A 22,556-nucleotide genomic window follows, 5' to 3' on the forward strand; every position below is an offset into this window, starting at 1 on the left:
GCAGCTCGGAGAAGTCCTTGGAGACACTAGGTAACGTATTTTTTTTCACTGGCATTGATCCGGTTTCTCTCTCTCGGAACAATAACACGCCGGCCTTATCTGATTGCAAATAGAAAGTCGATGCGAAAGTAAACGATGCTTCGATTTGCTAGACTGGGCGGCAGGCCGCAGCATAGTTGCGCAGCACGTCGCGAATGCGATCGACGATCAGGGATGCGGGGTCGGCGGAGATCTTGCCTTCGCGCATACGCAGATACTGCGCTGGAAGGTATCGGCTCAGCATGCTTTCGGGTATGGTGGTCGCGGCTAGGTTGCTGATCAGTTGGTCCACGGCCTTGTTGACCTCGGGCTTTGCCCAGTAATAGCGGACTCGGTCGCTGTAGCTGTAGCGGCGCAAGAGCGCTTGATGTGCGGCAGAGCCGGTGTAGTAGGGAAGCCAGTTTTCGGGTTCGCGCAGCATGGCTGTTTCCAGCACCATGCTTAGTTTGGAGCGACGAGGCTCCTCGACGAGCTGCGCCTCAATGTCCTCGAGTGCATCGAGCGCCTCGCGCATCGCAAAGGTCAGGCCAGGGCCCACCTTGAGGATGGCGAAGCCGTCGCGTACAAGTGCCGTGTATGCGTCGGGCAGTTGGTAGTCCGTAGAATGGGCCTCAAAGACGATTGGCTCTGGTTGAGCACGCAACCAGGCACTCAATTGTGCGGCCTTAGCGGGCTCGTAGTCGATAACAGCATCGTGGTCAAACTCAACCCCAGGCTGCACGACAAGTGCGATGACTCGATCCCAGACACCTGGCACTTGCTGCTCGAAGATGCGTTTGTGAACCGCAAGTGTTTGTGCAGCCGCCTCGGTCGAAGTCGCCGCCAGCTCATGTACGGCATGAGTGGCTCCTCCGGGGACGGGCACTTCTGTTCCAATCACGTAGATGGGACTGTCGCCGCTGACGTAAGCGGCCTCAGCTACGCGACATAGGCGTGCTGCACGCTCGGCGACGATCTCGTCCGAAGGATGCGTCGCATCATCGGCGCAGGCCATACTGGCGTCGAGGTGGATCTTGGTATAACCGGCAGCAACGTACTCAGCAACCATCGTTTCGGCGCGCGTCATGGCCTCAGCCGCTGGCATACTGCGCCAGGGATTGGGGCCGAGGTGATCTCCGCCCAGTATCAGACGGGAATGATCGAGACCTGCTTCTGCCGCGTGCTTCAGCACAAACGAGCGGAAGTCCGCAGGACGCATCCCGGTGTATCCGCCGAACTGATTGACCTGGTTGCTCGTCGCCTCGATCAGGAGCAGGGATCCATCCTCCACTGCTTGTTCGGCTGCTGCTCGAACGACCCACGGATGTGCCGAACAGACAGAGTAGATGCCAGTCGGAATACCACGATGTTGCTGCAGGAGATGCTGATGGAGACGATGCGACATGATGAGCGTGCCTCAGTAGATCTGGAACTTCTGCACTACGCGTTTGATGACGCCGGCGGGGCTGGGTGCGTCAGGCTTGAGCTGATGAGCGACGGAGCTATAGAGGCCCAGTAGCTGCCCAAAGATCACGTCGAGCACAGGACGATACTCATCCTCGATCTCTGCGTCTATCTCAAGCGAAAGGTAGCGATCGCAGTCGCCGCCAAGAGTTGACTTGAAAGATGCAGGGCCGACGGCGATACGCTCTGCTACGACATGCTTGCTGCCGATTTCACGCAGCAGATCGCGCGCGTACAGCCCGCGAGTATGGTCACCCGATACAAAACAAACGAGGAGTGTCTCGCGATCCAGCGCCGCCATTGGGCCATGACGCAGGCCGAGCACCGTCTCGGACATGGTTTTGACCTGGCCAGCGGTCATCTCGAGTACCTTCAGCGCGGACTCCTTTGCAACGCTTGCAAGGGCTCCGCTGCCGAGAAAGCAGACACGTGCGAAGTTCCGGGCTGCGAGCTCCTCAGCCAATGCAGCCGCCTGCGTAAGAAGATGATCTCCGGCCTGGGCCAATCGTTCGAGCACGGGCTCGTACTCCGCGAGCGACCAGGCATGTGCGAGACACTGACCGAGAACGATCATGTTGGTAAAGGAGCTGGTCATCGCCAGGCTGCGGTCGTTGACCACGTCGTCCAGGACGACAACGCTGGCGCGTTCGACCCCTTCGCAGAGCTCGGCCATACGAGCGCCTTCGTTGCAGGTAACAACCAGGTGTGCGATTTCGGGATAGCGTTCGAGCGCTTGCTCTAATACGGCGACGCCCTCCGGAGAATCGCCCGAGCGTGAGAAGGAGATCCAGAGGTAACGTCGTCCTGGGATGACATATTCCTCCATGTTGGGCAGCAGATCTGTGCTCGCTACGGCGGAGACCTCACAGCCCCACTTCGTGCGCAGAACAAAGGTCAGTGCCTGCGAGATATAGTCCGAAGTCCCTGCGCCAATTAGAATGACAGACGGCCGATTCTCAAGCGATGCCCGCACGCCAACAGTGTCGAGAAAAACAACAATGCGAGCCTGATGCTGCTTGAATATCTGAAGCGTCCTCTTCCAGGTCGCCGGCTGTTGGGCTATTTCGGCTGGTGTGTATAGCAGGCCGCGCTTTGTCTTTTCTTGTAACGGAAGATCAAGAATACCGGACAGAGTAGTTTGCATTTGGAAAAGACCTCGTACCAATTTTTATCAAAATATGCATAAACGTAATAAAAAGTAAGTAATAATAATCATTATATGCACGCAATAATTTATAAGGCAATAAAAAGGTAGATAACAATGCAACCTCTGTCCCCTGCGAATGCAAAGCCGTTTGACATTATTCTGGTTGGCGAAACAAATCTTGACCTTATCCTGTACGGCTTGCCAGAGGAGATGCCGGTGGAGCGTGAGACGCTGGGCACGGACTTTGATGTTACGCTCGGGGGCTCGTCTTCGATTCTGGCGCACAATCTGCAGATTCTGGGTACACGAGTGGGCTTTGTCTCAGAGGTTGGAGAAGATACGTTTGGGACAACTGCACTTGAGTATCTTGGACGAGCGGGAGTGGATCTGACGCAGGTGCGCCTTAAAAAGGGGGCGAAGACAGGCGTTACAATCCTTCTGCCTCATGGCCGACGCCGTCACATCCTGACGTATCAGGGAGTCATGTCAGATTTGACGGTTGACGGTCTGGACATGGACTACCTGAAGTCCGGAAGGCACTTCCATCTCTCATCGTTATTTTTGCAGACGGGCCTCCACCGTGGTCTGCCTCAGATGTTTGATACGCTCAGATCCTCAGGGATGACAATCTCGCTCGATACCAATGACGATCCTTCCGGTCTGTGGCGTGGTGTGCTGGACGAGCTTCTGGACAGGATTGATATCTTGTTGCCGAATGAAGATGAACTGCTGCAGATCGCTGATGCGAGAACTCTGGAAGCTGCGCTGGACAAGCTCTCGGAACGTGTGCCAATGATTGTCGTCAAGTGCGGATCGCGCGGTGCGGTAGTGCAGCGCGGCCGTCAAAGAGACTGGGTAGAACCTCGCAAAGTGGAGCCTGTGGACACAATCGGCGCAGGGGACAGCTTCAATGCAGGATTTCTCAATGCATGGCTATCTGGGGATGACGCTCTACGTGCGGCGGCAATGGGCAATCGGACCGGTGCGCTCTCCACATTGCGTCCTGGTGGCATTGCTGCCCACTGCGATGCAGAGCTTCGTGAAAGCCTTCTATATGGCAACTGAGAAATCTCCTCTTCGGAGCCCAATTCCTCGGTGTGCGTCCTACTGTTTCCTGAGCACCGCAACGCCATAGAGAGGCAATTCAATGCGTTGAACAGACTCGTCCGTCAAAATATTGCTCATTACAACGGGCAGAGCGACGGTTTGGCTCCGCTCAGATGTGTTTTCGAGTATGAATATCTCGCGATCCTTCGCGACTCGACGATACACCTCGACACCTTCCGGCGTCGCGAAGATGTCCGGCTTGGCCCCGCTCTCGCTCACCATCCACTGTATGGCTCGCTTCATCCCGGCTTCCTCCGGCCACGCGCCGATATAGGTGATCGATCCATTGCCGACCTTGCGAGTGACAACGGCTGGTTGACCATCGAGCCAGGAGTTCGGTGCGCGGTAGCGCATCAAAACCTGGACATCATTGGCCAGGGTTGTAAGTTGTTCTGCGAATAACTGCGCCTTTGAGCTATCCCATGCTCCCGAGATCTCCACCGGATGATTCAGGGACATGTACTGCTCCACGCGAGCGCCAAGCAAAGAGGCGAGCGGGCCGGGCTGGCGCTGCGGCCAGCGAGAATTCTCTTCGTCCTTCATTCCGGAGCGCTGCCCGAGCACAAGGTGACCGCCCTGTCTGACGTATCGTGCAAGGTTGTCGGCCTCTGACTGGGTCATCACATTGAGACCAGGAGCGATCACGAGCTTGTACTTCGAAAGATCGCGGTCGGGCGGAATGATATCGATCGTGTATCCGAGCTTATGAAGGGGATTGTAGTAGCTTCTAAGCTCATCAATGGCGTCGTATGCAGGGTTCATCTTTTGCCAGTTGATCGCCCATCGGCTGGGATACGAGTCCACAATCGCAATGCTCGCCTCTACTGAAGTTCCCTGAAGAGCCGGGCCTGCTTTCTCGAATTCCTGACCAACCTGGGAGTATTCGGCATAGATCGGGTCAGGCTTTCCGTCTACATCGACGATCGCTCCATGATTCTGCTCGCCACCGTTCAGGGCGTCGCGCCACTGCCAGTAGCTGATCAGATCCGCACCGTGTCCGATGTAACTCCAGATGGCCATCCGCATTTCGCCTTTGTCCAGCATCGCGCTTGCGTTACCGCCTCCACGCGGGCCAGCAGTCGACTCCAGCACCCAGTAGTTCTTGCCGTTCAAGCCTCGCATCAGATCATGTGGTAACCCATTGCGGACGGAGTCGAATCGCCCCTCCACCTGAGGGTTGTCCCATCCGATGATGTCCAGATCCTGTGCGACGGTGTAGTGGTCGTACAGGTCGTACCATCCCATCATGTTTGTGGTGATCTTCTGTGCTGGCAAAGCATTCTTGCGGATAGCATCGATCTGGACCTTTTGGTAGGCACGTAAAGATTCACTGATAAAGCGTTTTGAGGCCAGCCAAAGACCGGGGCTGTTGTCTCCCGTGCCATTTACCAACGCGATCTGATTCCACGCGGAGTAGGTCTGATTGTTATACGCCGTGGTCCAGACCCGGTTCAGGTTCTCAACCCTGCCATAGCGATGTTCGAGCCAAGCCTGAAACTGCGCCTGCGTCTCTGCATCGAACGATTGTTTGGAGTACTCATTATCGATCTGCCAGCCGATGACGTAACGATTATGGCCGAAGCGCTGAGAGAGGCGCTCGTCTACCGCACGGACGAAACCGCGATACCGATCGCTGTTCCAGTTGTAATGATTGCGGGTCGATCCGGTGTATAACTTGCCCGTCTCATCCGTGACCATGATGTCAGGATATTTTGTCGCCATCCAGACGGGCGGAGCTCCGCTGGGCGTTCCCAGAATCACGGATAGGCCGTGCTTTCCCGCAAGATTAACCGCTCGCTCCAGCCAGTCGAGATCGTACTTTCCTTCCTGCGGCTCAAGAGCGCTCCACGCAAACTCACCGACGCGAACGACATGCATATGGGCTTTTTGCATAAGATCGAGATCGGCATCCCAACGTGATTCCGGCCACTGCTCGGGATACCACGCGGCACCCAGCATCAGCGCAGGTGGTGGGAGCGTTTCGCTTTGTTTGGTCTGCGGATTGGCGATGCCGGAGAGACCCAGCACGATCGCCGGAAGACATTTAAGACCCCTGATAAATCCGGCTCTGTGAGACCTGAAAAGCGGTGTTTGAGTCGAAGGCATCGATGTCCCTTTCCATCTGAAGCAGATCAAGCAAGAAGCTGATAAAGCGTTAAGGCAAAGTGTCTGCGCGGATCAATTACGGACCGAAACTGTGCTTTTCAAATGAATGTTGGCAGAGGAAGACCCAACCTTGAGCTCTATCTTGGTCGCTTCCAGCTCGAGCTTCTTGTGGTCATCATTCCAATACGCGAGGTCGTCCGGGGCGATCAGTACATGAACCGTCTTTGTCTCTCCCGGTAGCAGACTGACACGCTGAAATCCGATGAGCTCTTCTGTTGGTCGCGCCACCCTGGAACGCGGAAAGCTGGCATAGATTTGTGCTACCTCATCGCCCGCACGCGCACCGGTATTTTTGAGTTCAAAGCTTACGTCCAGAGAGGAACCGGATGAAACTGTCTTCGAGCTTAGTTTGAGATGAGAGTAGACGAAGGTGGTGTAGCTCAGGCCAAAGCCAAATGGGTAAAGCGGCCTGGACTTGAAATACATGTACGTTTCGCCATGCGTAATGTCGTAATCGAAAACCTGAGGCAGTTGTTCGAGAGAACTGGGCCACGTCTGCGTCAAATGGCCGGCCGGGTTGTAGTCGCCAAAGAGGACGTCTGCAAGCGCGTGTCCCTCTTCATCGCTGCTGTGAACCAATTGCACGATCGCTGGTAGATGCTGCTGCGACCAGTTGATTGCATACGGGAAGCTTGAAATCAGGACCAGAACTGTGTGAGGGTTTGCCGCATAGATCTCTTTCGCGAGTGGTTCCTGCGCCAGGTCGAGTGCTTTGCGGTCCTGACCTTCGACACCTTCGTCCGGGGGGCAATGTCCTGCAATCTGATTGGGTGCCGCATTGCACGTCGAATGATTGCCAAGAATGACGATGGCAACATCCGCCTTGCGCGCTAGTTCGGCAGCGGCGGCCGAATCCTGGCCGGTTGCAAGGCTAACCGTTACATCTTTGCCTAGTCTTTCCCGAATACCGGCGAATGGGCTTACCGAGTAGGGCGGAAGGCCGCTGTAGAAGCCGAAAAGAACCTGGTCGGCGTAGGGACCGATCACAGCAACGCTCTTCAATCTCCTGGGGTCGAGAGGCAGCGTCTGTGCGTCGTTTTTCAGCAGCACGATGGATTCGTCGGTGATCTTGCGATCAAGGGCCTTGTGGTCGGCTGAATCCCAAGGCTCGCGAGAAGAAGCAGCATCCTTTCCGATGCTGGCGTAGGGAACCATGGATTCGGGATCGAGCTGCCCGAGATGGATCATCACGCGAAAGACTCCACGCAGGTTCTCATCAAGATCACCTTCGGTGATCAGATGATTCTTGAGAGCAGCAACGATTGGCTCGTTCCAGTGATCGAGATATTGATTGATGCCCGCATGAATCGTTGCGGCCGCCGCTTGATCGAGACTCGGGAAATCATGGAAGCGTGTGACGAGGTTGGTGAGAGCGCCGCGGTCCGTGCAGATAATGCCATCCAGTCCCCAATTATGCTCCACGACGGACCTGAGCGTTGGGCTGATGGTCATGGGAGTATGATTCCACGCGTTGTAAGCAGCCATCATGGACTCCGCTCCGCCCTGTTGAATCCCCATGCGAAACGGGCGGGAGTAGTACTCGTGGAAGAGGCGATCATTGAAGTCCGAAGAAGATCCAAATCGTCCGTCTTCGTTGCTGTTGGCAAGGAAATGCTTCATCAGCGAGGCTGCCTGCCAGTAATGCGGGTCGGGCCCCTGCAGGCCCTTGACGAACGCAACCGTCATCGTTCCCACCAGATATGGATCTTCCCCATAGGACTCCCCGTTCCGGCCCCAACGTGGGTCTCGACTCAGGTCTGCATTCGGGCCACGGACAACCAAGCCGCCTACAATTCTGGGTGTGCGCATGCCTGCATAAGTGGAATTCTGCGCCGCGTAACGTGCCTCGTACCCTTCGGCTGCTGCGACTCGTCGAAGCAAATCGGGATCCCAGCTTTGACCCATGCCCTTCGCCTCAGGGAATTGAGTGGTCGGGACGGGCTTGTTGATGGTTCCGGCCCATCCTCCGTGGCCGCCTAATGCTACTCCGCTTAAGCCCTCGATGTGGCCGCTGCCCTTAACGCCGAGCCGCGGAACACTCGGGTCGATTCCGAGGCAGAAGACCTTCTCCTCAAGCGTCATGCGGGAGAGCAAATCCGTGATTCGAACTTCCGCCGAGAGCGCGGGATCCTGGAATGGATATTGAGAGCTACTCTGCGCCTGGGATATCTGACTGCCACACAACAGCGCGGCAAGACCAACGACCCAATATGTCGTCTCTCGTCCTGCCATCCTTAGCGTTCGAGGTTTCTTTGCCACTTTGCAATGCCTTTCGTTTCTGATGATGCCAACTTTGCTAGAAAGAGTACTTGGCAGATAACTGGAAGAAGCGCGAGTCTGGAGTCAGATTCTGGCCCTTGCGATGTGCAGTAATCAATCCGCCGCCTGTTCCAATGCCGCTACTACTCGGAATCGCGTAAGAGGGCGTATTAGCCACGTTGAATCCGTCAACGCGAAGCTCAAGGTATTGCTCCCTCAAAGTGACAAAGCGTTTGAATACCGAGGCATCCAGCCGTTGGAATCCCGGTCCGTAAACCTGGTCGCTCCTGCTTCCCAGAAAGAGCAGGGCCTGCGCCTCGTTCGTCACATACGTGGGGTATGCGTATCCAGCAGCAGGGACATAAGGATTGCCGTTGTTCTTCGCGAAGGGCGTGATCTCCGAAGCGGGTAGGGGATTGGCAAAGGCGCACGGGTTATACCAGTGTGTCTTGTTCCGCACCGATGTCGGGCAGGTGATGCTGGGATTGGTCGCGTTGGGTGTTCCACCTTGGGCGAAAGGGTTGCCGATCAGTATCGCGTTTTGGCTGCCACCGACGTCGTTGGTCTGGTTGGCGGTGCCGACGGTGAAGGGATTTCCGGACTGAAGCTGGTAGGTGAGATTCACAGCCCAACCTCCGAAGAACGTATCTACGACGCGCGAGTCGTTGCCGAGGTGAGATTCTCCGCGTCCGAATGGCAGCTTGTAGTAGCCATTGAACGTGAACCGGTGGCGCGTATCCGAATCGGTATTCGTCATCTCCTGCCGCATCGGGATGATATTGATGTCCCGGTAATTGCCAATGCCACCGCCGAGAGGGTCGGCAGCATCGTCCAGTGCGTGGGACCAGGTGTAGGTCGACCGGAAGGACACTCCGTGCGAGAACCGCTTCTCCAGTTGAGCCTGCAGGCTGTTATATTCGGAAATTCCTCCATAGATCAGATTGGTCGAGCCCCCGAATGAGGGGAAGGGGAGGAAGGCCTGAGTCGTGCCGGAAGGCAGCAGAGCAGCCGTCGAGTTGCTGTTGACGCCGGCCGGCAGGTGCCGCGCCGAGGTGCCCACATAGCTGATGGTGGCCACGAGGTCGTTGGTAAAGGCCTCCTGAAAAGCCAGGTTGTAATCCATCGCATAGGTCGTCTTCAGATTGGGACTCTGACCCACCAGCGTCGGCGTCGCGAAGTAGCTATTGAGTCCGTTCGCAATGGCATCCGAGAAACCTGATTCCAGCGTGTAGCCGTTGTTGGCGCAGTTGGTCGATCCGGTGTTGCAGGCCGGTGCAGGGAAGTTGTCGGTGAAGACGAACGGATAGTTTGTGCCGATGTTATCCGCAGCTCCTGCCTGCTGCTGGCCTTGATAGAAGAGGCCAAAGCCGCCGCGGACGACGGTCTTGGGATCGAGACTGTAGGCGAACCCAACGCGTGGCGCGAAGTTGGTGTTTCTTTGCTGTGTCAGGCGTTCATTCGAATCATATTGCAGGGTAATGTGATTCGCCGCTAATTCGGTAAGGAACGCCGGATTGATGGTGAGTTTGCCTTGGTCCCTGGCCGGAAGCAGATAGTTGCCGGTTCCAGTGCTGATGCCTACGCTGGTGGCATAAAAGTTGGCCTGCTGGCCGGCCATTTCCTTGTAGGGCTGGAAGTAGTCGTAACGAAGTCCGAGATTCAGCGTGAGGTTCTTTGTGACCTTCCAGTCATCCTGGATGTAGCCGGCGAGATCGTTCTGCGCATTGTTGAAAGCGCCGGAGGGTCCGATAGAGCCGGTCTCCATGTTGTCGGTAAGGAAGTCCGCGATTCCGCTGCCAGTATTTGCGACGTTGGGTTTGCCCGTCATCGAGCCATTGTAGGTATATTGCGGGTGGGAAGACGGAGGTTCGAGGGTGTCGGAGCGGATGCTCTGGAGCGCGAAGCCGAGCCTCAAAGAATGATTGCCGAGTGTCCATGAGACGTTATCCAGAACCTGGTAGCTGTCAGCCCATTCTTCCTCGGGGCGGTAGGCGTGCGCGCCGAAGCCGAAGATGCCTCCACCGCCACTGATGGTTGTGGTGGGAAGGCCGCCGTTGTCAGGAAAAGCCGTTCCGGAAGGTACTCCCCCCAGGCCCAGCGCGGCGGCATCGGACGTATTGAAGCCTGGATTTAATGTGTCATAGTGGCCGAAGTTGAAAGCGAAGCGGAACTCATTGACGACCGTTGGGCTGAAGATGTGGGTCTCGCTCAGCACGAAGTTGTTGCCGTAGTTCACCTGCACGCCGCTGACGTTGGTTGCGCCCTCGCCGCCGCCGCCATCTAGGATGGGACCGAGAGGCGCCTGGAAGTTGCCGATCTGGTTCAGATAGCTGAAGCGCACAAAAGCCTGATCTGCCGAGCTGATGTTCCAGTCTAGGCGCGTGTCCCATTGAAAGGTATTGTCTGGCTGCTTCAGGACGTAGGAGTAGTTGTCATACGCGACGCCATAAACACTCTGGTTCGGCATTGGATACAGATTTAGGATCTTTTGTGCGACCGAGTTTATCTGCCCCGGGCAGAGTATGTTCTGACCAGTTGGGTTGTTCGTGGTTGCCAGGGCAGGGCACGTTAGCAGCGTCTGGTTGTGATGCGGCTCATACAGAGTCTGCGCAACGGTCGCGTTAAAGTTCGATGGCATCAGCAGCTCGCTAAAGTTGCCCTGGCGCTCCAACGCGGTAGGAACAGTAATTGGGGATTGGGATTGTTGAATCACAATACGGTTTGCCTGCACGTCGCCAAAAAAGAACAGGTGGTTCTTAATGAGGGGCAAGCCGAGCGTCGCCCCGAACAGATTCTCGCGATACTCAGGATCGGGAAGTTGTGCGGAGGCGTCCCAGTCACGAGCATCCAGAACGTTGTTGCGCCAGTACTCCCAGACAGAACCATGAACCTGGTTGGTTCCGGATTTGATGCTGGCGTTGACGACCGCACCTGCAGAATGGCCATACTCGGCGCTGTAGTTCGAAGTAGACACTTTGAATTCAGCTAAGGCATCGGGCGGCGGATTGATCGAATAGCTGGTCTGGCTGAGATAGTCCTGGGTTACAGCATTGTTATCCACGCCATCGAGCACGAAGTTGTTTTGCTCGGGGCGCATACCATTGGCATCGAAATCGCCGGTACCCGCACCCCGTCCGGACCTCGAGGGTGCGGCCCCCGCCGTGAGTTGGATGAGGTACATGGTGTTACGGCCGTTGAGTGGGGTATTGTTGATTTCTTCTGTGCTGAGAACCGTCCCTACGGAGCTGTCCTGCGATTGAAGTAGTGGGGGCGCCGTCGTGACCGTCACCGTTTCACTCGCTGAGCCGGGCTTTAGCTGCGGAGAAAAATTGACGCGTTCGCCGAGCGAGACCCTGACGTTTGTCTGGATCTGTGTTTCAAATCCCGGCGCCGACGAAGTGACTGTGTAGAGTCCAATCTTGACCGGAGAGAAGTTGAAGACGCCAACCTTGTCGGCGGTCGTGGTCAACTTGAAACTTGTCGCCGGATCTTCGATCGATACCGTAGCGTTGGAAATCGCTCTTCCGCTGGTGTCCTGCACGGTGCCGGTGACAGCTCCCTGGTCAAGAAACTGGGCATAGGCAGAGGGAAGGGCGATCAAGAGTAAGACGACAATCCATTTGACTCGCCGGAAAATCTCAGTCTTTGCCGCTCGCTGTGTATGGGGTTTCATTCTTGCTCTCCGATGAGCTTTCTACTCAATCTGTGTGTCAGGCCTGCCTGGAAGATGTTGACCACTATTGGGTGTCGTAGCCGTTGGGCACTCAGCTTGTCGAACATAGTGGGGGCACTGTTGAAACCGATCTGCTGCTCATGTATCAGTGGCAGCCGCGCAAAATTGCGTGGCTAGCTTATGCTGATGAGCGTTCGGGTGCAGAACTCTAAAAATGCGCTTCCAATTACACCGCTCCGTTTAGGAAGAAAACTCTGGAGGGTATGGCGGAGCTTGATTTTAGAGGGAGCAAAGGATGTCAGATAGACATCGACAGGAAGGAGAACATACAAGGGGCAGGCCAAAGACACAGGAGTGACGCTCGCACTTCGAGCTCAGACTGTCTCTTCTACCGCTCCATGTCCTCATATGGGCTTACGTTAGCGTAAACGGAAAAGAAATGCAACCAACTTCTGGAACGGCTTCGTTCGGGATTAGCTCTGCGACAGCGGCCGTCGCACCAGAAAGGCGTCCAGATTCGCACGCATGATGAGGTAAGGATCAAGACGAATCGGTTGCGCAGGTCGCTGTCCCTGGCTTAGGTAGTGATGGAGGACGCGGTAAGCCGTGGCTCCTTGTTGTCGCGGCCGCTGATAGAGTGTACCTGCAACGCGGTTGCTGCGGATATGTGGAAGAAGCTGCTTCAGCAGATCCGTTGTTAGCACCATCGTCTTTCCGAGCATCTTCGAGTCCTTCAGGGCTTTCAACACCGCGATCGAGTTTCCCGTCGAAATGTAGCAGGCGGTTAAATCGGGATGCGCGCGCAGTAGTTCAATCGACTTCTCATAGGCCTCCTCGACGTTGTCGTGCGCCTCAATCGCTGGAAGCAGGTCGAGCGACGGAAAGAATTGCTGGATCGTAGATTGGAAGGATTCCACCTTCTGTCGGTGGTTCGTGACCGTGGTGTCGCCGGTCACAATGGCTATGGGACCGGTATTCGCGGATAGACGTCCAACCAATTCGCCGGCGAGAGATCCGCTCACAAACGGGTCGATCGTAACTGTGGCGACCGTATCGACTCCAGGAATGTCTGTTCCCACGCAGACGATAGGAACTCCCAGTTGAATCAAATGTCTAAGCCGCTCCTTGACTTCGGTGTCTGCGGTAGAACTGATGATCATTCCATCTAGTCCAGACTTGATAGCCCTGTCCAGCGCCGCCATCTCGCCGCTTCCCAAGCCGGGGAAGTGGAAGTATTCCAGGTTGACGACCGATTTTCCCAGAGCAGCATGCTCCTCCTCGATCCCGACACGAACTTCTTCGTGGAACGGGGTAACGCCACGAGGCAGGTTGACTGCAATGCGAAGCCTCCGCTTGGAGGAAAGGACGCTTGCAACGAGGTCTGGGTGATATCCCATCCTGCGAGCGGCCTTGAGGACCTTCTCCCGGGTCGCTGCGCTGATCTCAGGACGATTGTTCAGCGCGCGATCAACCGTACCCATCGATAGCTCAAGCGCCTGCGCCAGATCTTTGATGCGAACTTTGGAGGGGTCTTTAGGAACCATCTTCGACACGGGTTTTAGCAGATCCTTTAGAGGTTTATAGCGACTGCGTTATTATAAGCAGCCACATCCTAAATCAGTTCGTTCAGGAGTGACCGTTGATGACGCCGCGTAATGAGGTTTGAAAAACCTTTCCGTTTACGCTAACGTAATGACCATGGCCACGATGACTCGCGACAAACAGTGCAAGATGCCGGATCGTATACGGCGCGCACGCGTGGCACACAGGAGCGGTTCCCTCTGTTTTCGATGTCAGTCGGCATCCTGTCGATAATTATCTCGAATTTCCCTGGCTGCATGATGTGGCGCTATCCACTGGTGGAGCGATGAATTCCCGCTTTGACCACCAAGACGCAAGAGCGCAAAACTGGAGACTCTCACATGAAAATATGTTGGTTTATCCCTACGACTGGGGATGGGCGTTATCTCGGTGCTCCCCAGCAGTCGAGGCTTACGGACTATAGCTATCTGCGGCAGATTGCTCAGGCCGCAGACGAGCTTGGATACTATGCGGTGCTGCTTCCAACCGGTAACTCTTGCGAAGACGCCTGGGTAGTCGCCTCTTCCATCATGCCGAGTACCAGGCAGTTGAAGTTTCTGGTGGCCGTAAGGCCTGGCATTATGTCCCCCACCTTAGCCGCACGAATGACGGCTACCTTTGATCGGCTCTCTTCAGGTCGGGTTCTTGTCAATGTCGTTACGGGCGGTGATCCGCAGGAGGCTGCAGCCGATGGTGTATTTCTCTCTCACGATGAACGCTACGAGGTAACAGGAGAGTTCCTGGAGATTTGGCGCACAATCATGTCGGGAGAAACCTTCAGCCATGAGGGAAAGCACCTTCACGTGGAAAATGCGCGCGTGTATTATCCGGCAACCCAAACTCCTCATCCGCCGCTCTATATCGGCGGTTCATCGGATGCGGCCATGGAGATTGCAGCGAAACACATTGATGTCTATCTCACGTGGGGCGAACCCCCGGCTCTCGTCGCTGAAAAGATTGCGCGGGTACGCAAACTGGCGGAGGCTGCAGGCCGCACGGTAAGATTTGGAATCCGGTTGCACGTCATCGTAAGAGAAACCGCGGATGAAGCATGGCAGGCAGCAAATGACCTGATTCGGTATGTTGATGCCGAAACCATCGAACGTGCGCATAAAGGTCTTGCGAAGTTTGACTCCGAAGGCCAACGACGTATGGCATCTCTTGTGCAGGGCAATCGATCTAACCTGGAGGTTAGCCCAAACCTCTGGGCAGGCATCGGCTTGGTCCGCAGCGGTGCCGGCACGGCGCTGGTTGGTGACCCATCCGTCGTCGCGCAGCGCATGCTCGAATACGCGGATCTGGGAATTGAGACGTTTATTCTTTCTGGATATCCGCATCTCGAAGAGGCGTATCGCGTGGCAGAGTTACTCTTTCCCTTGCTGCCTCTTGATCATACGGACTCAGGCTCACAGAAAGCTCAAGTTCGCGCAGCGGATAACTTTGTAGGAAACGAGTTTCGGCCGATTAAATAATCAGTGACTAGCAGGATGCGGATTGGTGGCCACTATTTCAGAAGTTGTTGAGGGAAAACACGACGAAGCAACGCCCCAAACGGGTGGCCGTCTTTCACGTGCGCGGTGGATTGTGCTCACCCTCCTGCTTGCCATTACCATCATCAATTTCATTGACCGTCAGACAGTCTCAGTCCTCGCACCGGTGCTTCGACAGATGCTGCATCTGTCGAACGAACAATACGGGCGAATCGTTGCCGCCTTCCAGTTCGGTATGATGTCCGGCGAGTTGCCGATGGGCTGGTTCATGGACCGCTGGGGAGTACGTTTTGGTCTCGCGGGTGCGGTGTTGTGGTGGTCGATTGCTACGGGAACTCAGTCTCTCACCCATTCGGGCGTTCAACTGGGCATTACCCGTTTCTGGATGGGTACAGGAGAATGTGGCAACTATTCAGGGGGCGTGAAGGCCATCTACCGGCTCTTCGCGTCGGGCGAGCGGACGCTAGCCATCGGCATTTTCAATAGCGGAAGCATGTTAGGAGCAACACTCGCTCCGCCGTTGATCGTTTATCTGGCGCAACACTATGGCTTTCGTACCGCCTTTCTTGTCCCGGCGTCGCTCGGATTACTCTGGATCCCGTTCTGGTTGTTCATTTATCGGGATGCCCGCTCGACCGCGGACGAGAGTTCGCAAGCGACGTCGTTGCGGACACTCCTGGGACAGTCTTCTTCCTGGGCAGTCATGCTGTGCCGATTCTTCATAGGACCAGTCATACAGTTTTACTGGTATTGGATTCCCAGCTATCTGTATAGCGCGCGCCATCTAACGCTTACTCAGATTGGCTTCCTCGGTTGGATTCCATTCCTGCTGGGAGATACCGGCGGTATTGCCGGAGGATGGGCGGCCGGTGCTCTCCTGCGCCGTGGAGTGGGGATTTACAACGTTCGCCGGATCACCATGTACCTCAGTGCGGCCTTTTGTTTATGCAGTCTGGCCGTTCCCTACCTCACCAGCACGACAGCAGCTTTTCTTGCTATCGGCGTCGCAGTGATGGCAGACAATTTTCTTTCGGCGAACATGTACGGAGCCATTACGGACCTGTTTCCCGATCATACGGTGGGCCGAGCGACCGGACTTACCGGCGTTGCTGGAGGACTCAGCGGATTGCTCTTTCCGCTGCTTACCGGATATCTCGTCGACCGCACATCCTACACCCCGGTTTTTATCCTGGTCGCGTTTATGCCTCTCGTCGGCACTGCTTTGCTCTTTATAGTGGGAAAGCGATATCGAAGCCCGCAGGTCTATGCGCGGTAGAAGCAAGTTTCAGATCGACCGTATTACTTGTTCATATAAAAGGGTCTAAGGTTGGAGGATACAACCGCATGCAAAATGTCCATGAGTTCAAAGACCAGTTGCAAATCCTTTCCGTTTACGCTAACGTAAACCACGATGCAGACATGGATTGGCAAGACAGACGACGTGACCTCAGAATCTGAGCGTCGTACGTGTGCCTATACCCTGTCCTTGGAGTGTTTCTCCTCCTGTCGATGTTTATCTGACATCCTCTACTCCTTCTAAAAAAATCGAGCTCCGCCTGTGCTTGCCTGAGTTTCTTCTTCGCATGTAGTGCTGTGCTTGATGCTGCGCGAGGAGCCCGAGGCAGAGACGGATCATCACTCGCAGCACTCGTTCGGTCGGAACCAAATCCAGGTTTCCTGGACAGACGAATTCAGTCCATCTCATAAAAAGGTCGGCATGCACTCATGCGATTTGATCGAACTCTAGTAACTTTCCTTAGCTTAATGTTCTTTCTTACCCTGCACGCGCCGCTACTTTGCGGTCAGGGAACCGCCGCTCAAATCAGTGGAATCGCTACCGACGCACCTGGAGCGTCGATCCCCGGAGCTACCGTGCTCATCGTGAGCCAAGGTGCTGGTGCGAGACGCGAGGTCACTACAAATCAGACGGGAGCATTCATCGCATACGAGATGGAGCCTGGTCACTATCGAATTACCGTGACGGCAGCGGGGTTTGAAACCGTCGACTCGAACGTTTTGACACTTACGATCGGTCAGAAAAGCACCTTCAACGTCGCATTGAAAGTGGGGGGAAGTAAGCAGACAGTGTCGATCACGTCTGCTGGCGAACAGCTCAACACGACTTCGGCCGAGATCAGCTCTGTTGTGGATGAAAATACAATCAGAGAGCTGCCATTGAATGGACGAGATCCCTCCACTCTCGTATTCCTATCGCCTGGCGTCACCAATGTGATGAATACAAGTATCGGGGAGCGTCAGGCCGGCACATCGATTCCGACACAGACAGGCGCGTCTGCAGGGGGCGGGCGGCAGGGAAGCACTTACTATCTGCTCGACGGTGTTTCCAACATCGACACCTATGAGCTGCTTGCGGCTCCTTTCCCCAATGCCGACGCGACCCAGGAGTTCACGAGCTACCTTCCGGGAAATGATCAGACGCATGCACTGGGCTAAGCCTTTCCTGCCCTCCACGATGGCTACGATGTCAAACATAGTAATGGCCAAACCAATCCCATAGCCATATCGTTATTCGGTCCCTAGGTGATCTCAGTGCTTTTTTCTAAGCCGACGCGCTACGATTGAGTGGCTTCATCGGAGAGAAGTTTTAAAGATCTGCCGCCGACAATTACCTTTTCGCCCATTACCATCTTGACGAAAGGACTATCCGTGTTTTCTGTATCTACTACCTGGCTCCAGCGGGAGCCTCCCAGTGGTGGCGGCAGCGTAAACTCGACGCCTTCGTGAGAGGCATTGACGAGTAAGAGAAAGCTATCGTCAGTGACCGGGTGACCTTCTTCGTTCGTCACCTGCAAGGTTTGACCATTGAGGAATAGAGCAATAGAACGACTCCATCCGGCATTCCAGACGTCATCCCCGACCTGATTGCCATCCGGGTTGTACCATGCGATGTCTTGAACGATCGTGCTCCCACTTTTCGACCTGATCTCACGATCCTGGAAAAACTTGCGTCTATGCAGATTGGGATGCGACAGCCTCAGGTGGATGAGCTGACTCGTAAAGTCGCCGAGTCGCTTACGGGAGTCGTCGAGGTCCCAGTCGAACCAGGTGAGCTCATTATCCTGGCAATAGCAATTATTATTTCCGCGCTGGGATCTGGCGACTTCATCGCCACCGGCAATCATAGGAACTCCCTGCGAAAGAATCAGCGTGGCGAGGAAGTTTCGAATCTGACGTTCTCTTAGATTGTTGATTTCCGGGTCGTCCGTCGGCCCCTCAAAGCCCATATTCCAGGAGTCATTGTCGTTGGTGCCGTCCTTGTTGTCATCGTGATTAGCATCATTATGCTTTTCGTTATAGCTAACTAGATCACAGAGAGTAAAGCCATCATGCGCCGTAACGAAGTTGATGCTGGCGTATGGCTTCCGCCCATCGAACTGATAGAGGTCGCTTGAGCCCGTCAATCGATTTGCGAAGTCCGATAATTGCCCCTCATCGCCTTTCCAAAAGCGACGAATGGTATCACGATAAATTCCGTTCCATTCCGCCCACAGAACAGGGAACTGACCCACCTGATAGCCTCCGTCACCGACGTCCCATGGTTCAGCAATCAGCTTCACATCCGCCAGGGTGGGGTCCTGATGGATCGTATCGAAGAAGGATGAAAGACGGCTGACGTCATGAAGTTCACGAGCAAGGGTTGCGGCTAGATCGAAGCGGAATCCGTCAACGTGCATTTCGGTAACCAATACCGAAGTGAATCCATTAGCATTTTCAATACTTGAGGATTTCGTACATTTAGCGTATTCCCGGTGCCGGTGTAATCCATGTAATGCCGCGGGTCTCCCTCAACCGTGCGATAGTAGGTCCTATTGCAAACCCCCTTCCAGCTCAGCATCGGGCCCATATGATTGCCTTCACAGGTGTGGTTATATACAACGTCGAGGATTACCTCAATCCCCGCAGCATGAAGAGCCTTAACCATCTCCTTGAACTCACGGACCTGTCCTCCCCGGTCGCCGGAAGAACTGTACCGTGACATTGGGGCAAAGTATCCTAATGTGTTGTATCCCCAATAGTCGCTCAATCCTTTATCGAGGAGATGTCCTTCATCGATGAAATGGTGAATGGGGAGCAGCTCTACCGCTGTGATACCAAGCTTCTTGAAATAGTTGATGCTGGATTCGTGCGCCAGGCCGGCGTAGGTCCCTCGGAGCTTTTCCGGTACCATCGGGTTCCGTATGCTGAAACCTTTGACGTGGACTTCATAAATGACCGAGTCGACCAACGGTATCTCAGGAGCGCAATCACCTCCCCAATCGAATTCATTGTCGATCACCACGCTCTTCGGGACGCTCATTGCACTGTCTCGCTCGTCCAGCCGTGCGTCATCTCCTGACTCAAGATCGTAGGGGAAGATAGGGGCCTTCCAGTCGACGCTCCCTGAGATAGCTTTCGCGTATGGATCTACCAAAAGTTTATTGTGGTTGAAACGGTGACCTTTGTCGGGTTCCCATGGCCCATGGATGCGGTATCCATAAACCTGTCCCGGTTTGATATCACGGACGAGACCGTGCCATACATAGGCCGAACGTTCACGGAGAGCGATGGAATCGGTCTCTTTGCCATCGGAGTCGAACAGGCATAGCTCCACCCGGGTCGCATCTTGTGAAAAAATCGCAAAATTAGTGCCCTTCTTATGCACGGTCGCCCCTAAGGGGTACGGCCTTCCTGGGAGAAGAATGCGATCTTCTTTGTGCAAGCTTGCAGACTCTGCTGTCTGGAACGCTTCAAGAACCGTCATTTAATTAATCTCCTCAAAAGACCAGCGGATCGACCATGGTCGCATCTGACGTCCAATTTGTTCGGGACCTTCCTGCCAAACGGACTGACCGCTCACCTCAGGAAACCCGTCTGTCGTGTTGTCGGAAAGATTCGCGGCGAGCATCAGTTGTCGATCCTGGCTACTATTCCAAAAACGCACCACAACCGCACCGATTCCGAGCACTTCATACATCCCGGCGTCACCACCCATCTGGGCGACATGCGGGATGATCTGATCTCTTCGGACTTTTAGAATTCTTGTATACCAATCGAGCCATTGCGAGTGCACATTCTCTTCAATCTGTTGCCAATCGAGTTTGGCGACATTAAAGGTCTCGATCGATTGCGGATCAGGTATTCGCTCTCGTTGCTCTTGATCCCGAAATTCGGGGAAACTCGCAAACTCTTCTCGGCGTCCTTTTTTGACCAACTCGCCGAGTTCGCCCTCGAAGTCACAGAAGAAGGGAAAAGGCTGCGAACTCCCCCATTCTTCCCCCATAAACAACATGGGAGTTTGTGGGAGGAGCAGGTAGATTGCCGCAATGGCGCGGACGGCTTCCTGGGAAGCGATTGCGTTAATGCGTTCGCCGAAAGCTCGGTTGCCGATTTGGTCATGATTCTGAATGAATGCTACGAATGCCCCCGGCGGCAGTTCGGCAGAGGGCTCTCCCCGGGCCGAGTTCCTGGCGTGCATAATCTCGCCCTGGAAGGCGAAGCCCTCCGCGAGCGCACGTCCCAGTTTCTCAGTATCGTCTTTGTAGTCAGCATAATAACCATTCGTTTCGAGGGTGGCGGCCGTATGCAGTACGTGATGCAAATCATCGTTCCATTGCGCCGTGTAAGCGACAGGACTACCTCCTTCGCCGCGCCTCAAAAGACCCACCCGGTTATCTTCGTTCTCAAGAATAAGATGAACCGGACGTGGCCCAACGGCATTCCGAACACGTTCCGCCAGTTCATTGAGAAGGTGTTTTGGGCTGTCATCCTTAATTGCATGCACGGCATCGAGCCGCAATCCATCTAAATGAAACTCTTCGATCCAATAGAGCGCGTTATGAATCACAAATTCGCGGACAAATTCACTTCCACTGCTGTCGTAGTTCACAGCGTCCCCCCACGGTGTTTTGTGGTGATCCGTGAAGACCTGGGGTGCATATTTGGGAATGAAATTACCATCGGGGCCGAAGTGGTTGTAGACCACATCGAGAATCACCATCAGCCCTCGCAAGTGGGCCTGCTCGATGAACCATTTAAAATCTTCGGGACGTCCATAAGATGAGTCTGGGGCATAGAGCAGAACGCCATCGTAACCCCAGTTTCGCTTACCGGGAAAGTCCGCCACGGGCATTACTTCGATAGCGGTCACCCCGAGCGAGACGAGGTGGTCGAGTTTTCTGACCGCAGCGACGAACGTACCCTCTTGAGTGAAGGCACCCACATGCAGTTCATAGACAATGGCTTCAGACCAGGGTCGATTGTGCCAAGTTGAGTCGTTCCACTTGAATTCAGTCGGATCGATAACTTCACTTGGACCATGTAGGTCAGCTGGCTGGAACCGCGAGGCAGGGTCAGGAACGAGAGTCCCATCTGCGAGCGCAAAGCGATATCTCGTACCTGATCGTGCTTTTTCTGTAATGGTTTCATGCCATCCACCGGGAAGGGGTTGCAGTGCTATCGGCTCCGCGAGATCCTCAATCCTCAAGGCCATCGAGGTTACAGAGGGTGCCCAAATGCGAAATCGAACTGATCCATCACTTCGTATTTCAGCGCCATATTCCATGGCGTGGCATCTTGTCAGAGACTTCAGAGCAGACAGGGCATCTCCCCGTCCGTAAGAAGATATGGTGGACATTCCAGCGACCTCTTCTTATCTCTCTTGTTCAGTTCCCTAAAGACGGAGACCCGAGCTGCGGGCTTACTTTGGTTCAGGGTCTATATATAAGTTGAAAAATGTCCGGAAATCGTTGCATGATCGCCCACATTGATTTGCGCTCCACGTATCGGTCATGTAGCCGACAGAATAGAAGTGCTCATCATGGATTCAAGATCCTGGCGGCATCACGGCGTGTGCACAGTATCTTAGGGCGAGGACGAGAACGAAACAGACAAAGCTGGAGGGGATAACGTCGAGGTTACAACGCTTTCATCGCCAACCGCGGAGTGAAACTTGATCGTCGGAGATATTTTGTTTTCACGTGATCAATGAATAGAGACCTTATGGATGCCGGGCGAGAGCCGGACACTCATATCGTCAATCCGATAGATGAGCGGCCTTGATCGTACAACGATGTCTAAGCGAATGGCCTCATATCTACGAGCACGACCGCACGTACATCTCCCCGAGGTTCCCCATGGGTCTCCTTACACCAAACGATTTCAAGAGTCTTCGTGCGCTTTACACTGCGCAGCTACGTTATCTTCTCTCGACAGAAAACCAGATAGTTAAGGGCCTTCCCAAAATGATTGAGCATGCGGATGATTCCCAACTCCAGCAGGCGTTCCAATCCCACCTTCAGGAGACTGAAGTTCACGTTTCCCGCCTCGAACAGTTGATTGCCGAAGTGAACGAGAATGATGTGGACGATAAGAAAGATGCGATAATCCTCGCGATTATTGGTTCTGGAGAGAACATCACGAAGGAATCCGATGCTGGGGCAATCCGGGACGCTGGACTCATTGCGACCGCTCAAAAGATCGAGCACTACGAGATCGCGTCCTATGGCAGTGCCCGAGACTGGGCCATCCAGTTGGGGCTTACAGAGCATGCAGCGCTCTTGCAAAAAACTCTGGACGAAGAAAAGCATACCGACAACCTGCTCACGCAGCTCTCGCAACGGGCCAATTCCGAGGCTGTAGCCGCAGCGTAGTT

At 54.8% G+C, this 22,556-nt stretch carries 14 protein-coding genes; 5 read left to right on the plus strand and 9 right to left on the minus strand.

Going from position 1 to position 22,556, the window contains the following annotated elements; genetic code table 11:
* Nucleotides 1–148: 148 nt before the first annotated feature.
* A complete protein-coding gene (locus GSQ82_RS09295; RefSeq protein ID WP_158791982.1) occupies nucleotides 149–1,423 on the minus strand; it encodes a D-tagatose-bisphosphate aldolase, class II, non-catalytic subunit in 1,275 nt (424 codons plus the stop codon).
* Nucleotides 1,424–1,435: 12 nt separating this feature from the next.
* Nucleotides 1,436–2,626: an SIS domain-containing protein gene (locus GSQ82_RS09300; protein WP_158791983.1), complete on the minus strand. Its 1,191-nt coding sequence runs from the start codon at nucleotides 2,624–2,626 to the stop codon at nucleotides 1,436–1,438.
* A 117-nt stretch (nucleotides 2,627–2,743) separates the two neighbouring features.
* On the opposite strand from GSQ82_RS09300, the gene GSQ82_RS09305 reads away from it, so the two are divergent.
* On the plus strand, nucleotides 2,744–3,694 hold the full coding sequence (locus GSQ82_RS09305) for a carbohydrate kinase family protein (RefSeq protein ID WP_158791984.1): 951 nt from the start codon (nucleotides 2,744–2,746) through the stop codon (nucleotides 3,692–3,694).
* A gap of 39 nt (nucleotides 3,695–3,733) precedes the next feature.
* On the opposite strand, the gene GSQ82_RS09310 is transcribed toward GSQ82_RS09305, so the two are convergent.
* The 4 genes from GSQ82_RS09310 to GSQ82_RS09325 form a co-directional block, all read right to left on the minus strand.
* Nucleotides 3,734–5,764, minus strand: coding sequence for a beta-galactosidase (locus GSQ82_RS09310; protein ID WP_158791985.1), 2,031 nt, complete (start codon nucleotides 5,762–5,764; stop codon nucleotides 3,734–3,736).
* Between the two features lie 150 nt (nucleotides 5,765–5,914).
* A complete protein-coding gene (locus tag GSQ82_RS09315; RefSeq protein WP_158792218.1) occupies nucleotides 5,915–8,134 on the minus strand; it encodes a glycoside hydrolase family 3 C-terminal domain-containing protein in 2,220 nt (739 codons plus the stop codon).
* A gap of 64 nt (nucleotides 8,135–8,198) precedes the next feature.
* Complete coding sequence (locus GSQ82_RS09320; protein WP_158791986.1) at nucleotides 8,199–11,834, minus strand: carboxypeptidase-like regulatory domain-containing protein; 3,636 nt, start codon at nucleotides 11,832–11,834, stop codon at nucleotides 8,199–8,201.
* 473 nt (nucleotides 11,835–12,307) lie between these two features.
* On the minus strand, nucleotides 12,308–13,378 hold the full coding sequence (locus GSQ82_RS09325) for a LacI family DNA-binding transcriptional regulator (protein ID WP_254061569.1): 1,071 nt from the start codon (nucleotides 13,376–13,378) through the stop codon (nucleotides 12,308–12,310).
* A 378-nt stretch (nucleotides 13,379–13,756) separates the two neighbouring features.
* Between GSQ82_RS09325 and ssuD the strand changes: the two genes are divergently transcribed.
* The 3 genes from ssuD to GSQ82_RS09340 all read left to right on the plus strand — a co-directional run bounded on the left by ssuD (nucleotide 13,757) and on the right by GSQ82_RS09340 (nucleotide 17,359).
* Nucleotides 13,757–14,887: an FMNH2-dependent alkanesulfonate monooxygenase gene (gene ssuD / locus GSQ82_RS09330; RefSeq protein ID WP_158791988.1), complete on the plus strand. Its 1,131-nt coding sequence runs from the start codon at nucleotides 13,757–13,759 to the stop codon at nucleotides 14,885–14,887.
* Nucleotides 14,888–14,912: 25 nt separating this feature from the next.
* Nucleotides 14,913–16,181 (plus strand): MFS transporter, encoded by a 1,269-nt coding sequence (locus GSQ82_RS09335; RefSeq protein WP_158791989.1) that lies wholly within the window; start codon nucleotides 14,913–14,915, stop codon nucleotides 16,179–16,181.
* 488 nt (nucleotides 16,182–16,669) lie between these two features.
* Nucleotides 16,670–17,359, plus strand: coding sequence for a carboxypeptidase-like regulatory domain-containing protein (locus GSQ82_RS09340; RefSeq protein WP_158791990.1), 690 nt, complete (start codon nucleotides 16,670–16,672; stop codon nucleotides 17,357–17,359).
* Nucleotides 17,360–17,478: 119 nt separating this feature from the next.
* On the opposite strand, the gene GSQ82_RS25055 is transcribed toward GSQ82_RS09340, so the two are convergent.
* The 3 genes from GSQ82_RS25055 to treZ are packed head-to-tail and all read right to left on the minus strand — an operon-like array spanning nucleotide 17,479 to nucleotide 21,467.
* On the minus strand, nucleotides 17,479–18,612 hold the full coding sequence (locus GSQ82_RS25055; RefSeq protein WP_254061533.1) for a hypothetical protein: 1,134 nt from the start codon (nucleotides 18,610–18,612) through the stop codon (nucleotides 17,479–17,481).
* Nucleotides 18,570–19,667: a glycogen-debranching protein gene (locus tag GSQ82_RS25060; protein ID WP_254061534.1), complete on the minus strand. Its 1,098-nt coding sequence runs from the start codon at nucleotides 19,665–19,667 to the stop codon at nucleotides 18,570–18,572. Before GSQ82_RS25060 ends, GSQ82_RS25055 begins: the two co-directional genes overlap by 43 nt.
* Nucleotides 19,668–21,467 carry a malto-oligosyltrehalose trehalohydrolase gene (treZ, locus tag GSQ82_RS09350; protein WP_158791991.1) on the minus strand — a complete coding sequence of 600 codons (1,800 nt, stop codon included), beginning with the start codon at nucleotides 21,465–21,467 and terminating at the stop codon, nucleotides 19,668–19,670.
* A gap of 571 nt (nucleotides 21,468–22,038) precedes the next feature.
* Between treZ and GSQ82_RS09355 the strand changes: the two genes are divergently transcribed.
* Nucleotides 22,039–22,554, plus strand: a complete 516-nt coding sequence (locus GSQ82_RS09355; protein WP_158791992.1) for a ferritin-like domain-containing protein — start codon at nucleotides 22,039–22,041, stop codon at nucleotides 22,552–22,554.
* Nucleotides 22,555–22,556 lie beyond the last annotated feature (2 nt).

This window comes from Granulicella sp. L60 (assembly GCF_009765825.1).
Lineage (GTDB): Bacteria > Acidobacteriota > Terriglobia > Terriglobales > Acidobacteriaceae > Edaphobacter.

Excerpts from the sequence above, each read along its gene's own strand:
- GSQ82_RS09305 (WP_158791984.1), top strand. The coding sequence starts at position 2,744 with ATGCAACCTCTGTCCCCTGCGAATGCAAAGCCGTTTGACATTATTCTG.
- GSQ82_RS09340 (WP_158791990.1), top strand. The coding sequence starts at position 16,670 with ATGTTCTTTCTTACCCTGCACGCGCCGCTACTTTGCGGTCAGGGAACC.
- GSQ82_RS09320 (WP_158791986.1), bottom strand. The coding sequence starts at position 11,834 with ATGAAACCCCATACACAGCGAGCGGCAAAGACTGAGATTTTCCGGCGA.
- GSQ82_RS09300 (WP_158791983.1), bottom strand. The coding sequence starts at position 2,626 with ATGCAAACTACTCTGTCCGGTATTCTTGATCTTCCGTTACAAGAAAAG.
- GSQ82_RS09295 (WP_158791982.1), bottom strand. The coding sequence starts at position 1,423 with ATGTCGCATCGTCTCCATCAGCATCTCCTGCAGCAACATCGTGGTATT.
- GSQ82_RS09355 (WP_158791992.1), top strand. The coding sequence starts at position 22,039 with ATGGGTCTCCTTACACCAAACGATTTCAAGAGTCTTCGTGCGCTTTAC.
- treZ (WP_158791991.1), bottom strand. The coding sequence starts at position 21,467 with ATGGAATATGGCGCTGAAATACGAAGTGATGGATCAGTTCGATTTCGC.
- GSQ82_RS09325 (WP_254061569.1), bottom strand. The coding sequence starts at position 13,378 with ATGGTTCCTAAAGACCCCTCCAAAGTTCGCATCAAAGATCTGGCGCAG.
- GSQ82_RS09315 (WP_158792218.1), bottom strand. The coding sequence starts at position 8,134 with ATGGCAGGACGAGAGACGACATATTGGGTCGTTGGTCTTGCCGCGCTG.
- ssuD (WP_158791988.1), top strand. The coding sequence starts at position 13,757 with ATGAAAATATGTTGGTTTATCCCTACGACTGGGGATGGGCGTTATCTC.
- GSQ82_RS25060 (WP_254061534.1), bottom strand. The coding sequence starts at position 19,667 with ATGACGGTTCTTGAAGCGTTCCAGACAGCAGAGTCTGCAAGCTTGCAC.